This is a genomic window from Rhizobium sp. ARZ01 (assembly GCF_014851675.1).
In the GTDB taxonomy this organism is placed as follows: Bacteria; Pseudomonadota; Alphaproteobacteria; order Rhizobiales; family Rhizobiaceae; genus Mycoplana.
Window position 1 is genome coordinate 697,183 of record NZ_JACVAE010000001.1, and the last position, 15,408, is coordinate 712,590.

At 61.9% G+C, this 15,408-nt stretch carries 14 protein-coding genes; 10 read left to right on the forward strand and 4 right to left on the reverse strand.

Going from position 1 to position 15,408, the window contains the following annotated elements:
• Positions 1 to 209: 209 nt before the first annotated feature.
• On the reverse strand, positions 210 to 347 hold the full coding sequence (locus IB238_RS03285; protein ID WP_192243528.1) for a hypothetical protein: 138 nt from the start codon (positions 345 to 347) through the stop codon (positions 210 to 212).
• A gap of 403 nt (positions 348 to 750) precedes the next feature.
• Here IB238_RS03285 and cysS point away from each other — a divergent pair, with 403 nt between their 5' ends.
• From cysS to rarD, 6 genes are all read left to right on the forward strand, one after another.
• Positions 751 to 2,361 (forward strand): cysteine--tRNA ligase, encoded by a 1,611-nt coding sequence (gene cysS, locus IB238_RS03290; RefSeq protein WP_192243530.1) that lies wholly within the window; start codon positions 751 to 753, stop codon positions 2,359 to 2,361.
• Complete coding sequence (locus IB238_RS03295; RefSeq protein ID WP_192243532.1) at positions 2,358 to 2,840, forward strand: GFA family protein; 483 nt, start codon at positions 2,358 to 2,360, stop codon at positions 2,838 to 2,840. The genes cysS and IB238_RS03295 overlap by 4 nt, the downstream gene beginning before the upstream one ends.
• Positions 2,837 to 3,331, forward strand: a complete 495-nt coding sequence (locus IB238_RS03300; RefSeq protein WP_192243534.1) for a GFA family protein — start codon at positions 2,837 to 2,839, stop codon at positions 3,329 to 3,331. The genes IB238_RS03295 and IB238_RS03300 overlap by 4 nt, the downstream gene beginning before the upstream one ends.
• A gap of 1 nt (position 3,332) precedes the next feature.
• Positions 3,333 to 3,809, forward strand: coding sequence for a GFA family protein (locus IB238_RS03305; protein ID WP_192243536.1), 477 nt, complete (start codon positions 3,333 to 3,335; stop codon positions 3,807 to 3,809).
• A gap of 74 nt (positions 3,810 to 3,883) precedes the next feature.
• Complete coding sequence (cimA, locus tag IB238_RS03310) at positions 3,884 to 5,500, forward strand: citramalate synthase (RefSeq protein WP_192243538.1); 1,617 nt, start codon at positions 3,884 to 3,886, stop codon at positions 5,498 to 5,500.
• Positions 5,501 to 5,704: 204 nt separating this feature from the next.
• A complete protein-coding gene (gene rarD, locus IB238_RS03315; RefSeq protein ID WP_192243540.1) occupies positions 5,705 to 6,643 on the forward strand; it encodes an EamA family transporter RarD in 939 nt (312 codons plus the stop codon).
• A 38-nt stretch (positions 6,644 to 6,681) separates the two neighbouring features.
• On the opposite strand, the gene IB238_RS03320 is transcribed toward rarD, so the two are convergent.
• A complete protein-coding gene (locus IB238_RS03320) occupies positions 6,682 to 7,302 on the reverse strand; it encodes a TIGR00730 family Rossman fold protein (protein WP_192243542.1) in 621 nt (206 codons plus the stop codon).
• A 158-nt stretch (positions 7,303 to 7,460) separates the two neighbouring features.
• Here IB238_RS03320 and IB238_RS03325 point away from each other — a divergent pair, with 158 nt between their 5' ends.
• Both IB238_RS03325 and IB238_RS03330 read left to right on the forward strand, forming a co-directional pair.
• Positions 7,461 to 9,581 (forward strand): LysM peptidoglycan-binding domain-containing protein, encoded by a 2,121-nt coding sequence (locus IB238_RS03325; RefSeq protein ID WP_192243544.1) that lies wholly within the window; start codon positions 7,461 to 7,463, stop codon positions 9,579 to 9,581.
• A gap of 226 nt (positions 9,582 to 9,807) precedes the next feature.
• Complete coding sequence (locus tag IB238_RS03330; RefSeq protein WP_192243546.1) at positions 9,808 to 11,697, forward strand: ABC transporter ATP-binding protein/permease; 1,890 nt, start codon at positions 9,808 to 9,810, stop codon at positions 11,695 to 11,697.
• 71 nt (positions 11,698 to 11,768) lie between these two features.
• On the opposite strand, the gene IB238_RS03335 is transcribed toward IB238_RS03330, so the two are convergent.
• Positions 11,769 to 12,455: an extensin family protein gene (locus tag IB238_RS03335; protein WP_192243548.1), complete on the reverse strand. Its 687-nt coding sequence runs from the start codon at positions 12,453 to 12,455 to the stop codon at positions 11,769 to 11,771.
• A gap of 215 nt (positions 12,456 to 12,670) precedes the next feature.
• Here IB238_RS03335 and IB238_RS03340 point away from each other — a divergent pair, with 215 nt between their 5' ends.
• Together IB238_RS03340 and pssA are read left to right on the forward strand one after the other, a co-directional pair.
• Complete coding sequence (locus IB238_RS03340; protein WP_192243550.1) at positions 12,671 to 13,369, forward strand: phosphatidylserine decarboxylase; 699 nt, start codon at positions 12,671 to 12,673, stop codon at positions 13,367 to 13,369.
• 87 nt (positions 13,370 to 13,456) lie between these two features.
• Positions 13,457 to 14,308, forward strand: coding sequence for a CDP-diacylglycerol--serine O-phosphatidyltransferase (pssA, locus tag IB238_RS03345; protein ID WP_192243552.1), 852 nt, complete (start codon positions 13,457 to 13,459; stop codon positions 14,306 to 14,308).
• Positions 14,309 to 14,575: 267 nt separating this feature from the next.
• On the opposite strand, the gene IB238_RS03350 is transcribed toward pssA, so the two are convergent.
• Entirely contained in the window at positions 14,576 to 15,316 is a 741-nt protein-coding gene (locus IB238_RS03350; protein WP_192243554.1) for an SDR family NAD(P)-dependent oxidoreductase, read from the reverse strand.
• Positions 15,317 to 15,408 lie beyond the last annotated feature (92 nt).

Sequence of the window (15,408 nt, forward strand, 5' to 3'; positions counted from 1 at the left end):
TCCAGATCCCGGTGATTAAGTTAGTACTAATGCATGAATCTGGTTAAAATCGGTCAGAAGATCGAATTATGTTTGATTTACATGCGATTTGCAGGCGGCTCTTGTTAATGTTTATTAACGTGTGCAGGGTGTATTTCTTCAGTTGTGGGGCCGTTCAATTTCAAGGAGGGCCGGCAGCGCCGGCCATCATGCCGCAAAAGTTATTTTCCTCAGGCGTTCGGTATGTTTGAATCCCGTACGCGCGCCTTCAACTGGAGGGCTGCGGCGAGAACCGCCTTCAGGCCCAGCGGCCGATAGCGATGGATGAGGTCACATCCGGATTTCAGTTTCTTGCTCGTCTTCGTCATCATTGATCTTCCTTGATCGTGTCTGCGGATCATGTGCCGTCCTTGTCGCACATTGCGCATCGCGCTTGTGTCACCGGGGAAACAAGGTCGCCGTTCCCCCGTTCGAGGGCGCGAATCCGCGCCCGAGGAAACGGGCCTCAATCGTGACGATTTGGCGGCGGCGAGGGCTGCGAAAGGGGGAGCGCACAGAATAAATTTACACTGTGTGTCTCGTGAGGCGCAGGGTGGCCTTGACCGCCGGAAAAACCGGCGCGATAAAGCGTTCCATGAAGACGGAACTCTGCATTATTTGCCGGAGCATTATTCGCTAGCCTCACCGCTGGCTTGGCCGTTTTCGTCTCCTGAAATCCCCAGATGACAAACGGGCCGGGCCAGCCGGACGCTTGCCCTTGGGAGATTTTTGATGGCTGAACAGCCGGTCCTGACACTGTACAACACGCTCACCCGCTCGAAGGGGACGTTTGCGCCGATCGATCCGACGAATGTGCGAATGTATGTCTGCGGGCCGACGGTCTACGACTTCGCCCATATCGGCAACGCCCGTCCGGTCATCGTCTTCGACGTGCTTTATCGGCTGCTGCGACACGTCTACGGCGAACAGCACGTGACCTATGTGCGCAACATCACCGACCTGGACGACAAGATCAATGCGCGTGCGCTGCGCGATTTCGGCGCCGACATCAAGGCCGGAACGATTACGTTGAACGAGGCGATCCGCCGGGTGACCGAGAAGACCGCCAACCAGTTCCATAGCGACGTCGCATTGCTCGGAACCCTGCCGCCGACACAGGAGCCGCGCGCCACCGAATTTGTTGAGAAGCGCGCGGATGGCCGCGCCGACATGATCACTCTGATCGAGCGGCTGATCGAGCGCGGCCACGCCTATCAGGCCGGCGGTGAAGTCCTGTTTGACACCTCCTGGTCCGAATATGGCGCGCTTTCGAAGCGCAATCTCGACGAGCAGCTGGCCGGCGCCCGCATTGCTGTCGAGGGTCACAAGAAGAACCCGGGCGATTTTGTGCTCTGGAAACTGTCCTCGCCGGAGGAACCCGGCTGGGACAGCCCGTGGGGCCGGGGGCGGCCCGGCTGGCACATCGAGTGCTCGGCCATGTCGGCTGCCTATCTCGGCGAAACCTTCGACATCCATGGCGGCGGGCTCGACCTGATCTTCCCGCACCACGAGAACGAGATCGCCCAGTCGCGGTGCGCGCATGGCACGAAGGTCATGGCGAACGTCTGGATGCACAACGGCTTCGTGCAGGTCGAAGGCCGCAAGATGTCGAAGTCGGAAGGCAACTTCGTCACGATCCACGACCTGCTGCACACCGAGAACTTCGGTGGCCGCAAGTGGCCGGGCGAGGTGCTGCGGCTGGCGATGCTGATGACGCATTACCGCGAGCCGATCGATTTCTCGGTCAAGCGGCTTGAGGAGGCCGAGCGCCTGCTTGAGAATTGGCACAATCGATTGGCGAGAATTGACGAGGAGAAGCTTGTCGGTTGCGCTGATGAGCCGATTATCGGAATGCTGGCTGATGAATTGGATACCCATTCGGCAATCCAGCGAATTTCAAAACTCGCTAGCACAGTGAATGGCGAAGAAGAGGCTTCTGCATTCTTCTTTTCAATGGAGCTTTTGGGGTTCGTTCCACCTCTGGTGGAGTATCGTCAGATTGCAGCTTCCGCCAGGACAACTGCAATATCCCGCCCTGAAATAGCTGTCCGAGTTCAATCTGGCGAGAGTGGCGAGGCAATTGCTCAAGAGCTGGTTGATGAAGCCCGGCTGTACGCGTCTTATGAAATTCCTGCACGCGAGGTCTTTGTAATGGTAGCAAGCGGAATGAATTTCGCGGCAAACAACTCACTCATCGAACAGCGCGTTGCATCCATAAACGCAAAAAACTTCGCCGAGGCCGACAAGATCCGCGACGACCTGCTTTCCAAGGGCATCCAGCTCAAGGACGGCAAGGACCCGGCAACGGGCGAGCGGGTAACGACGTGGGAGGTGAAAAGGTGACCGATACCCTCTACACCGGTGGCTGCCAGTGCGGTGCCGTGCGCTTTCGCGTTCGGGGCGTGTTGCAGCACAGTTCGATCTGCCATTGCCGCATGTGCCAGAAAGCATTCGGTGCCTACTACGCGCCGTTGGTCTCGACGCGCGGTGCTGAACTCGTCTGGACGCGCGGTGAGCCGAAGCGGTTTCGTTCCTCGAATTTCGTCTCGCGCGGTTTCTGCGCCGAGTGCGGCACGCCGCTGACCTATGTGGCGTCGGACGGTGTGGCGATCGCAGCGGGTGCCTTCGATGATCCCTCGCGCCTGCCGCCGACGGTCCAGTTCGGCACGGAAGCCAAGATCGATTTCGTCGACGGTCTCCACACGCTGCCGGGACACACGACGGAGGAGGATGCGGAGGCGGCGCCCTTCGTCCTCGAGATCGTCTCCTACCAGCATCCCGACCACGACACCGAGACCTGGCCGCCGGAGGGACGCGGATGAGTATCGCGCGGATCTATACGGGCGGATGCCAATGCGGGGCGGTGCGCTATCGCGCCGAGGGCACGCTCGATGATCCGCACCTGTGCCACTGCCGGATGTGCCAGAAGGCGGCAGGCAACTATTTCCTGCCGCTGGCGAACGCCGCACGCGCGACATTCCGGGTGACTCGCGGTGACCCCGCCTGGTTCCAGTCATCCGAGCACGTGCGCCGCGGTTTTTGCCGGGAGTGCGGCACGCCGCTTTTCTACGAAATTTCGGGAGAGCGCTTCATCAACATCGTGCTCGGCTCGCTCGATGATCCCGACGATGTGCGCCCGCACTCCCAGTCCGGTGTCGAGTCGCGCGTGCCCTGGTTCTCGCAGCTTTCGCACCTTCCGGGACGGGAGACCGAGCCGGAAGGGCGGGCTGGCCGCGAGCACCACATCGCCATCTTGGAATCAAACCGCCAGCACCCGGACTACGATACCGAGCATTGGCCACCGGAGGACTGAGATGACCGACACATATCGCACCGGAGGCTGCCAATGCGGCGCCGTCCGTTTCCGCATCCGCGGCACGCTCGGACGTCCGTCGATCTGCCACTGCCGCATGTGCCAGAAGCAGTTCGGCGGCTTTTTCTCCGCGCTCGTCACCGCGCCGAAGGACGGCGTGGAATGGACGCGGGAACAGCCGAGCTACTTCCAGTCGTCGGTGAACATCGATCGCGGCTTCTGCAAGAACTGCGGTACGCCCATGACCTATCGCCATCCGGGCGGGCTGGAGCTCGCTATCGGCACCTTCGACGACCGCTCCGATCTCGCGCCGCAGATCCAGGTCAACCACGCCGCGCGTCTGCCCTGGGTCGAGACGATCTTCGACCAGCCGATCCACGAGGACCCGGACTACTATTCGCGGCAGGAGGCCATCATCTCCTTCCAGCACCCAGACCACGAGACTGATCACTGGCCGTCGCAAGGGCTGAAGATCTAGGGCGGCCGCTGGCGGGTCCCGACAATATGTAAAGCAGAAAAGCCGGGTGAATATCACCGGCAAGGAACATGAGCATGACGAAAGAACGCATCTACCTCTTCGACACGACGCTTCGCGACGGCCAGCAGACGCCGGGCGTAGACTTTTCGGTCGAGGACAAGATTGCGATTGCCGCAATGCTCGATGAGTTCGGTCTCGACTATGTGGAGGGCGGCTACCCCGGTGCGAACCCGACCGATACAGCCTTCTTCGGCAAGAGACGCACGCAGAATGCCCGTTTTGTCGCCTTTGGCATGACCAAGCGCGCCGGAGTCTCCGCGTCGAACGATCCGGGTCTTGCCGCGCTGCTGGAAGCCAAGAGCGACGCCGTCTGTCTCGTGGCCAAGAGCTGGGACTATCATGTGCGGGTTGCACTCGGCTGTACCAACGCGGAAAACCTGGAATCCATCAGCGCCTCGGTGGAGGCGGTCACTGCGGCCGGCAAGGAGGCCATGGTCGACTGCGAGCATTTCTTCGACGGTTACAACGAAAACCCCGCCTATGCGCTCGCCTGCGCGAAGGCAGCCTATGACGCCGGGGCCCGCTGGGTCGTGCTGTGCGACACGAACGGCGGCACGCAGCCGCCGGAAATCCGGGACATCGTAGCTGCCGTCATCGCAGCCGGTGTCCCCGGCGCCAATCTCGGCATCCATGCTCACAACGATACCGGGCAGGCGGTCGCCAATTCGCTGGCCGCCGTGGAAGCCGGCGTACGCCAGATCCAGGGCACCTTGAACGGTATCGGCGAACGCTGCGGCAACGCCAATCTTGTGACCATCATCCCGACGCTGGTGCTGAAGGAGAGCTACGCGGATCGCTTCGAGGTCTCGATCGACCGGGAGCGCCTGCAGGGGCTGACGCGGCTCTCACACCAGTTCGACGAGCTGTTGAACCGTTCGCCCGATCATCAGATGCCCTATGTCGGCGCCTCGGCTTTCGCCACCAAGGCCGGCATCCATGCGTCTGCCCTGCTGAAGGACCCGCGCACCTATGAGCACGTGCCGCCGGAGAGCGTCGGCAATCTGCGCAAGGTGATGGTCTCTGACCAGGGCGGCAAGGCGAACTTCATCAACGCGCTGAAGCTGCGTGGCATTGTCGTTTCCAAGGACGACCCGAAGCTCGACCGGCTGATCGAGATCGTCAAGGAGCGCGAGGCGACCGGCTATGCCTATGAGGGGGCGGATGCGAGCTTCGCGCTGCTCGCCTACCGCACGCTCGGCACGATCCCGCAATTCTTCCATGTCGAGAGTTTCCGCGTCATGGTCGAGCGCCGCTACGACGCCAACGGCAACCTGAAGACGGTGTCGGAGGCCGTGGTAAAGGTTGTCGTGGACGGCGAGACGATGATGTCGGTGGCCGAAGGCCATGGCCCCGTCAATGCGCTGGACCTGGCGCTCCGGAAGGACCTCGGCAAGTTCCAGAGCGAGATCGAGGACCTGGAACTGGCGGATTACAAGGTCCGGATCCTCAATGGTGGCACGGAAGCCATCACCCGAGTCCTTATCGAATCGACGGACGGCACGGGTGCGCGCTGGTGGACGGTCGGCGTCTCCGACAACATCATTGACGCCTCGTTCCAGGCCTTGATGGACAGTATTGTCTACAAGCTCCTGAAGAACCGCGGCGAAGCGGGCAGGGTGGCGGCGGAGTAGGCGACCATGCATGATGGTGAAACGGGGCAGTCTGTCGTGTCCTCCATGGTCCCTGACGGAACCCGGCGGCATGAATGAAGCGCGCTTCATCTACCCTTCACCGAAATGAATTGGTGTATTCACCCCGGTTACATTAAAACTTATGCCGAATTGTCGCGCGGATGCACCCTCGCGCCGCGCCACATGAAATCAGGATTCAACTCCATGGCCGAACAGACCAACGCGCCCGAGGCGACGAATGGCGATTCCCTGCGCGGATTTCTCTTTGCGCTCACTGCCTATCTTCTCTGGGGTATCTTGCCCTTTTTCATGAAGGCTGTGGCACATATCCCTGCGCCTGAGGTCGTGGCGCACCGTATCGTCTGGTCCGTTCCGATTGCCGGCCTGGTCCTTCTTTGGCTCGGCCGCACGGCCGATATCTGGAAGGCATTGCGAACGCCGCGCATGCTCGCCATGGCGATGCTGACGGCCGTGCTGATCACCATCAACTGGGGCATCTATGTCTGGGCGATCGGGGCAGGGCGCGCCATCGAGGCGGCACTCGGCTATTACATCAACCCGCTGTTTTCGATCTTCCTCGGCGCCGTGATCCTGAAGGAAAAGCTGTCGGGGGCGCAGGTCGTGGCCATCGTGCTTGCCGCCGCGGCTGTTGCCATTCTCGCCTTCGATTCGGGCGGTCTGCCGTGGGTTTCCATCGGGCTTTGCTTCTCCTGGGGGTTCTACGCTTTCTTCCGCAAGACCCTGCCGATCGGTCCGAACCAGGGCTTCTTCCTGGAGGTTCTGCTACTGAGCGTCCCAGCGATCGGCTACATCGTCTGGGCGGAGGCGACCGGTCGCGGCCATTTCGGCGATACCAGCACGACCGATCTCGTCTTGCTCCTCTCCTGCGGCATTGTCACAGCCGTGCCGCTGATGGTTTTTGCCAATGGCGCGAAGCTCCTGAAGCTCTCCACCATCGGCATCATGCAGTACATCACCCCCACGATGGTCTTTCTGACGGCCGTGTTCTTCTTCCACGAGCCGTTCGGCCGCGCGCAGATGGCGGCCTTTGCGTTGATCTGGGCGGCCCTGATCGTCTATTCGGCGGCGATGCTGAATGGTGCGCGCGCGCGGCGTGCGGCAACGCTGAAGCCGGCGGAATGACGCCGGCCCTTCAAGGTTTCAAGAGACAGGATTGAGGCTTACAGGCGGGCGATAATGCCCGCCTCACCGCCGCGATCGACAGCACCGGCCCAATGATCGATCAGGGCGGGGACGATCTGGTCCGGCTCATCGATGACGATGGGTTGCACCAGGTGCGCGGCGTGAACGAAGCCGGCGTCTGCCATGTGCCGCATCAGCTTCAACATCGGATCCCAGAAGCCGCCGATATTGGCAAAGACGATCGGCTTGCGGTGGCGGCCGAGCTGCGCCCAGGTCATGATCTCGACAATCTCTTCCAGTGTGCCGATACCGCCGGGCAGCGCCACAAAGGCGTCGGCGCGTTCGAACATCTTGTGCTTGCGCTCGTGCATGTCGGCAGTGACGATCAATTCGGACAACTGACCGAGCGAATGGCGCGTGGCCTCCATGTCGATCAGGAACTGCGGTATAATTCCGGTGACCCGGCCGCCGCCGGATAGAACGCCGCTGGCAACGGCGCCCATAATGCCCTTGGTGCCGCCGCCATAGACGAGGCGCAGGTGATTCGCCGCGATGGTTTGGCCGAGCACCCGACCGGCGTTGATATAGGCGGAATCGCGGCCCGGCTGGGACCCGCAATAGACGCAAATGGCTCGAATTGGCATGGTTTCGTCGTTCATGACCAGATTGAGCCATCCCATACCGGGGCAGGTCAAGAAAAATGACGAAAAAGGCACAGCGAATTCCTGCGCAAACGAGCCTCAAGCTTGTGGAAGGCCTTGGAAATCGCTAGCAATTCCAAGGGGAATTGCGGCGTGCCGCCTGGAGATTCTAAAAGATGAAGTACAAGACCGGTCTCGTTGCGGTGGGCGTTTTGGCAGCAGCCACGGCGCTGATGGTGTTTTTCGTCCTTCCGAACATCGATGAGGGCGAGGCGCCCGAAGCAACGCAACAGGCAGGGCAACCTGCGAACGGGACGACTCCTGCGCAGACACCCGCTGCCGACGCAAAGCAGCCGCGAACGGAGACTGCGGCGGACGGGAAGGCCGCGTCGGAGACGGCAAACGCTGACGCGGCTGCCGCCTGGCAGGCACCCTCCTTCGATCTCCTGCGTGTCGAGCCGGACGGCTCCACTGTCATCGCCGGCCACGCCGAGCCGAACAAGAAACTGCAGATCCTGAGTGGCGAGACGGTTGTTGCCACGACCGACGTCGGTCCTTCCGGCGATTTCGCGGCGGTCTTCGACAAGCCGCTTGCCGCCGGCAATCACGAGCTGACGCTGCGTATCCAGGACGACGGCAGCGTCGCCAAGACCTCCGAAGAGGTCGCAACCATTTCGATCCCGAAGGACGGCAGCGGCGAACTGCTCGCCATGGTGACGAAGCCCGGTTCGGCCAGCCGCCTGATCACCGTGCTTCAGGGACCGGAAGGAACAGCGAATTCCGGTGTTGCGCTATCGCAAGGCACGACCGACACAGCAACGCTCACCCAGCCGGACGCAGGCGCTGCCGACCAGGCTGCTGGTGGAACCGTCTCCGGCGCGACGCAGACAGACTTGCCGAACGTACGTATCTCGGCTGTCGAGCTTGAGGGCGACAAGATGTTCGTCGCCGGCACGACCAAGCCGGACGCACTCGTGCGGATCTATGCCAACGACAAGCTCCTCGGCGAAATCAAGTCCGATCCGCAAGGGCGCTATGTGGTCGATGGCCAGATGTCGCTTCCAGTCGGCCGCCATACCATCCGCGCCGACGTGATGAGCGTGGACGGCGCCAAGGTGGAACTGCGTGCCTCCGTCCCGTTTGATCGCCCCGAAGGCGAGCAGGTTGCGGTCGTGGCCCAGGACAATGGGGCAGCCGACCAGGCCGGCAATACGCTTGGTTTGATCGACGATGGTGCCTTCGACAAACTCCGGGCGGAGGCGAACAAGGCTGTGGCGCTATTGAGCGGGCTCTATGCAAATGGTCGCCTGCCTTCGACAGAAGAACTGGCGGCGGCGCGCTCTGCAACCGAGATCGCCTTGCAGTCGCTGGCCGCCTACAAGGCGCCGCCTGGCGGTCCCGGAGAGGCGATCGCCGCACGTACCTCGGCCGTGGCTGCCGACGCCCTGGCAAAGCTGAAGGCGCTACCGGCCGATGCCGCCACGCTTGGCGAATCCATCGCGGCGATCGAAACCTCCGTCAAGGATGCCTTGACGCCGGCGACCAAAGGCAGCGCTGCGGCAAAGGACGTGGCTCAGGCTCCGTCGGTCGATATCGGTCGACTCGAGGCTGAGGTGGCCGAGCTGAACTCGAAGTTCAGGGATCTGTTCGCCGAGGGGCGCACCACCCAATCGACTGATATCCAGATGGCGCGCGATGCGCTCGAAAGTGCGCTCGGTAAAGTTTCGGGCTATTCGGCACCGACGGGAACCGACGCCGCTCGCCTTGCACTTATCGACAAGCTCAAGGTTTGGGCAAAATCGGCGCAGGAAGGCCTCACCAAGCTTCCCGCCGATGCGCCGAAGGAAAGCTACTCGGACGTGCTCGCAACCCTGAAGGCAGCACCCAAAGCCATGCCTTCGACGCCTTCAGCAGGGGCAACCGTAGCAGTCAGCGAGATACCGGCTGCAGGTGCTACGCAACCGGCGGCGGATGCGGGTGCGACCAATGCCGGCACCCAGTCGGGTGCCGTGGGTACCGAAACCCAGGCTTCGGCCGAAAAACCCGAAACCGTCGAGCAGGCACCGCTGAAGGAGAGCAAGACCTCCGTCATCATCCGTCGCGGCGATACGTTGTGGCAGATCGCGCGCCGTGTCTATGGCCAGGGCGTGCGTTACACCTCCATCTATCTCGCCAACGAGGACCAGATCACCAATCCGGATCGCATCCTGCCGGGGCAGATCTTCGGTGTGCCCGATGAGGCGATGCCCGAGACGGAAGCGGAGCAAATGCACCGCAAGCGCCTGAAACACGACTGAGACCTGTCCCCCGAACCGGTTTTCGGGGGAACGACATGCGAAAAGGCCCAAGGCGCGGCAGCGAATCCGAAAAGATCGCGACGCGCTCGGGCGTGAACGCCGAAACGGCGCTTGCATTGTAACGCGCGAGATCGCGCCCTATCTCAGTCCATGCGGCGTTCTGTTGGGGGCGCCGCATTTTTCATGAACGAATGAGCCGGAACTGATCCGGCACTCGGAGGCAGGTGTGACGGCCACAACGAAGAAAACGGTCTCGGCCGATACCAGCAACCCGTTTGCAACGATCGTCAATCTCTGGCCCTACATGTGGCCCTCGGATCGGCCAGACCTGAAAATGCGGGTCGTCTGGGCGACCGTCTTCCTGCTTGTCGCCAAGCTTGTGCTGCTGCTGGTCCCCTATTTCTTCAAGTGGGCCACCGATGCGCTGGATGGCAGGATGGATGCGGCAGGCTTCCTGCCGCCCTTCCTGCTCGGCGCGGTGATGTTGGTGATCGCTTACAATTTCGCCCGGATTCTCCAGGCAGGCCTCAACCAGCTTCGCGATTCCCTATTTGCCAGCGTTGGCCAGTATGCGGTGCGCCAACTCGCCTACAAGACCTTCGTTCATCTCCACAAGCTTTCGCTGCGTTTCCATCTGGAGCGGCGGACAGGCGGGCTTTCGCGCGTCATCGAGCGCGGCACGAAGGGCATCGAGACGATTGTCCGCTTCACCATCCTCAATTCCGTGCCGACCATTATCGAGTTCCTGTTGACTGCGGTCGTGTTCTGGGTCGGCTACGGTTTCAGCTATCTCCTCGTCACAGCGGTCACTGTCGCGCTCTATATCTGGTTCACCGTCCGCGCGAGCGACTGGCGTATTTCGATCCGTCGCTCGATGAACGAGAGCGATACGGAGGCAAACACCAAGGCAATCGACTCGCTGCTCAACTTCGAGACGGTCAAATACTTCGGCAACGAGGAGATGGAAGCAAGGCGCTTCGATCAGTCGATGGCGCGCTACGAGCGCGCGGCGACCCAGGTCTGGACCTCGCTCGGCTGGCTAAATTTCGGCCAGGCGCTGATTTTCGGCGTTGGTACGGCGATCATGATGGTGATGTCGGCGCTGGCCGTCCAGCGCGGCGAGCAGACGATCGGCGACTTCGTCTTCGTTAACGCCATGCTGATCCAGCTGGCGATCCCGCTGAATTTCATCGGCTTTGTCTACCGCGAAATCCGTCAGGGTCTTACCGACATCGAGCAGATGTTCGAACTGCTGGATGTGCATGCGGAGGTCGAGGATCGCCCTGACGCCCGACCGCTTGAAATCGGATCCGGGGCGATCGCCTTCCGCGACGTTCATTTCGCCTACGATCCCGCGCGACCCATCCTGAAGGGGATCTCCTTCGAGGTTCCGGCCGGCAAGACCGTTGCCGTTGTCGGCCCTTCGGGTGCCGGCAAGTCGACGCTGTCACGGCTGCTTTACCGCTTCTACGATGTCCAGGACGGGGCGATCACCGTCGACGGACAGGACGTGCGCGATGTCACGCAGGCGTCGCTGCGCGCGGCAATCGGTATGGTTCCGCAGGACACGGTGCTGTTCAACGACACGATCGCCTACAACATCCGCTACGGCCGTCCCTCGGCAACCGACGAAGAGGTGAGGGCGGCGGCCGAGATCGCCCAGATCAGCGGTTTCATCGCGCACCTACCGGGCGGCTTCAAGTCGATGGTCGGCGAGCGCGGGCTGAAGCTGTCGGGCGGCGAGAAACAGCGCGTGGCGATTGCCCGCACGATCCTGAAGAGCCCACCGATCCTGATCCTCGACGAGGCCACGTCGGCGCTCGACACCCGCACGGAACAGGAGATCCAGGCCGCCCTCGAACTCGTCTCGGAAAACCGCACGACGCTGGTCATCGCCCACCGGCTTTCGACCGTGGTTTCCGCCGATGAGATCATTGTGCTCAAGGACGGCCTGATCGCCGAGCGCGGCAATCATGCTGAACTGTTGCGCAAGGGTGGTCTTTATGCCTCGATGTGGAACCGCCAGCGCGAGGCGACGGAAGCCGAAGAGCATCTCAAGCAGGTCCGCGATGCGGACGAAATGGGCGTCGTCGTACGAAGCGCTCCAGCGAACTGATTGTGCGGGGCGCGGCGGCTGGAAGCCACCGTGCCCGCCAGTTTCATTGGCAGCACCCGTCTGCTGATCGATCAGGCGACAAGGTCTGGGGCAACCACAATGCTCCGCTCGTAGTCGAGCGCCGTTCCTGCCACCTCCTGTAGGAAGGCAAACCAGTTCGATTTGTCGCTGAAGCTGCCGATGCCTAAGGTCCGCCGGACTCGATTCAAGGCCTGCTCGGTCTCCGGTCCAAAGACGCCGTCGGCCCCCACACTCTGGTTGAATAGTTTAACAAGCGCATGCTGAACGAACAGTGTGTGGCTCCGCGCATCCCGCTTGAACCTTGGGGCGGTACCATTGTCAAAATGAAGATGGTCCCTGTGAGCCTGGTTATAGTCGTGGTTGAGAACAGTTCCGAAATGCAATCGCAGCACCGCCTCGATTGCCAGATAGATGAAGGGGCGGGCGGGAAACGTGTCGGCGAGCCACCGGCTGCCGTCCTTGAAGATCAACGCATCCAGATCGAAGGCTCTGTTTCTGTGGTGATAGGAGACGCCGGCGCCTTCCCTGCCGACGCCACCGCTCCATATCTGCGTGATCTCAAACCCATGCTTGGCGAGCACCTGTTGCATCTCGGCGAAGCATGCGGTGCACTGGTCCAGGAAGTTGTTGTCGATGAACGGCCGCATGGCCACGGCATGCTGTCCGTAGGATGTGCCGTTGAAACGGTCGTAAAAGAGAGGCAGCCCTGCAATGCTTTCAACTCGTGTCAGTGCCATCTCATCCTCCTTGGGTTGTTGCGTATGTAGCGATGCAACTATACGTCGATTTTTACTGTTTAGAAATATGTGAAGTGGAGGTGGAGGCCTTCGGGGAAGAGCTGGAAATGCGGAGCACAAGATTTTCGAATACCGGCCTCCTGCCGCCTCCCCACATTGCCCCCGCGGCAGTTTCGCGCTAGTTGCAGTGCGGAAGAAAAACGGAGAGGTATGGCATGAGTTTGGTCGATACGGTGCGCAACACCCTGGTTCCCGTCCATCGCGACGGATGGAAGTTCGTTGCCATCTTCTTCGTGGTGTCGCTGGTGCTCGGGCTCCTGTGGGATCCGTTGATGTGGATCGGCTTCATTCTCACAGCCTGGTGCGCCTACTTCTTCCGCGACCCGGAGCGTGTGACGCCGCAGGATCCGGACCTTGTGATCAGCCCGGCCGACGGCCGCGTCTCGTCGATCGCGATGGTCACTCCGCCGCTCGAACTCGAGCTGGGGTCGGAGCCGATGCTGCGGATTTCCGTCTTCATGAATGTCTTCAATTGCCATGTGAACCGCGCGCCGATGCGTGGCAGCGTGCGTCGCGTCGCCTATCGCGCCGGCCAGTTTCTCAATGCCGAGCTGGACAAGGCGAGCCAGGAGAACGAGCGCAACGGCCTCGTCATCGATACCGCCCACGGCGAGATCGGCGTCGTGCAGATCGCAGGGCTTGTCGCCCGCCGCATCGTCTGCTGGAGGTCGACATTCGATCATCTCGAGGCTGGCGAGCGTTTCGGTCTGATTCGTTTCGGCTCGCGCCTCGACGTCTTCCTGCCAGCCGGTGCCGAAGCGCGGGTTTCCGTTGGCCAGACGGCCATCGCCGGCGAAACAGTGCTTGCGGAATTCGGCTCCCCGAAGGGACCGACATTGGGACGCCGGGGTTGACAGAGAGACGGGATCGCGTGATTTCGGAGTTGGCGTTCTGCCGGATCGAGGTCAGTGCGTTCCAACCCGCAAGCAAAGCGAGCCGAGATGAAAACGCCGTTTCACCCCTATGAGCCGAACGGGCCGAACGATGAGGCCCGCGGCCCGCGCCTGCGCCAGATCCCGTTGCGGGTGATCATCCCGAACCTGATCACGATTCTTGCCATCTGCGCGGGGCTGACCGGCATTCGCCTCGCCTTCGAAAATCGCTACGAACTCGCCGTCGGCATGGTCCTGCTGGCGGCCTTTCTCGACGGCATCGATGGGCGCGTCGCACGCCTTCTGAAGGCATCCTCGAAATTCGGCGTGCAGATGGATTCGCTCGCCGACATCGTCAACTTCGGTGTGGCTCCCGCACTTGTGCTCTATGTCTTCGTGCTCGACCAGGCGCGCTCGGTCGGCTGGATCGCAGCCCTGATCTTCGCCATCGCCGCAGGCCTGCGCCTCGCCCGCTTCAATGTAATGGCGGAGCGGGAGACCAAGGCGAGTTGGCAGAGCGAGTACTTCGTGGGCGTTCCGGCGCCGGCCGGAGCCATGTTGGTTCTGCTGCCCGTTTATGTTGGCTTTCTCGGCGTCGCGCCGAGCCAGCCATTCGCGCTGATCTCTTCGGCTTACACCGTGGTAATTGCGTTCCTCCTCGTCAGCCGCGTGCCCGTCTGGTCCGGCAAGTCCGAGGGTGGTCGCATCCGCAAGGATCTGGTCCTGCCGGTCATGCTAGCCATCGTCATCTACGTGGCGACGCTGATGAGCTTCACCTGGGAGACCATGGTGGTGACGGTTGCCATCTATCTCGCGTCCCTGCCGTTCGGCGCGCGCGCCTGGTACCGCAAATATGGCGGCTGGCCGGCAACCGATTCATCGGTCGAGAACCAGTTTCCGGGCGAAAGCGACGAACTCTGAAAATTGGCGGGGCCTTTCCGACGGCGCGCCGTAGAGGACGATCGGCGCTCTGACACCCTATGGCGAACAGGTCGGCCCCCGATGGCCGACGACAATGCGCCTGCATCTGACCTGTCGACGCGGCAACCCTGCCGCCGGCAACGGCGCCCCGGAACAGCCCAAGGGCTGACGCGCGGACCTCCGGCGACGCGCACGAAAAGGCCCGTCGCAACCTGGTGGAAGCGCGGGCCTTTTCGTGTCTGCTCTGCCGATGTGGCTGTGCGGCCCTCAACTCGGCATGTTGTAGTCGACGATCTTCTTTTCGCGAACGATGAAGAGCTTGCCGGTCTCCGTCATGTCGGGTCCGAGGAGCGGCATCAGGGCTTCGGCGACGTCCGAAGGATGCGGCACCGTCGCAGGATCCTCGCCGGGGACGGCCAGAGCGCGCATCGCAGTGCGGGTCGGGCCGGGATCGATTGAGAGAATGCGAAGCGCCGTGCGCTGCGTCTCGCCCGCCCAGGTGCGGGCCAGCGCCTCGACAGCGGCCTTGGAGGCGGAGTAGGGGCCCCAGAAGGGCTTGCACTTGTGCGCAGCCGCTGACGAGAGGATCAGCGCGCGGCCAGCGTCGGATTTCAAAAGTAGCGGCTCGACGGAGCGGATCATCCGCCAGGTGGCGTTGACGTTGATGTTCATCACTTTTTCGAACACCTTCGCCTCGACATGGCCAATCGGCGAGATCGTCCCGAGCACGCCGGCATTGGCGACGAGGATGTCCAGCTTGCCCCAGCGCTCGAAGATCGAGCCGCCGAGCTTGTCGATCGCGGCCATGTCGGCAAGGTCAAAGGGCACGAGTGTGGCCGTGCCGCCCACGGCCCCGATCGCGTCATCAAGCTCTTCGAGACCGCCGACGGTCCGCGCGCAGGCAATCACATGCGCGCCGCGCTTGGCGAGTTCGAGTGCCGTGAAATAGCCGATCCCGCGCGATGCGCCGGTGACCAATGCGATCCTGCCCTTCAGATCGATGTCCATCATTCTCTTCCCGTGTGATGCTGGCCAAAAAGAAGAAGGCCACGTTTCCGCAGCCTTCTAGCGTAAGCGTTGCAAATTGAAAACCGCTGCTT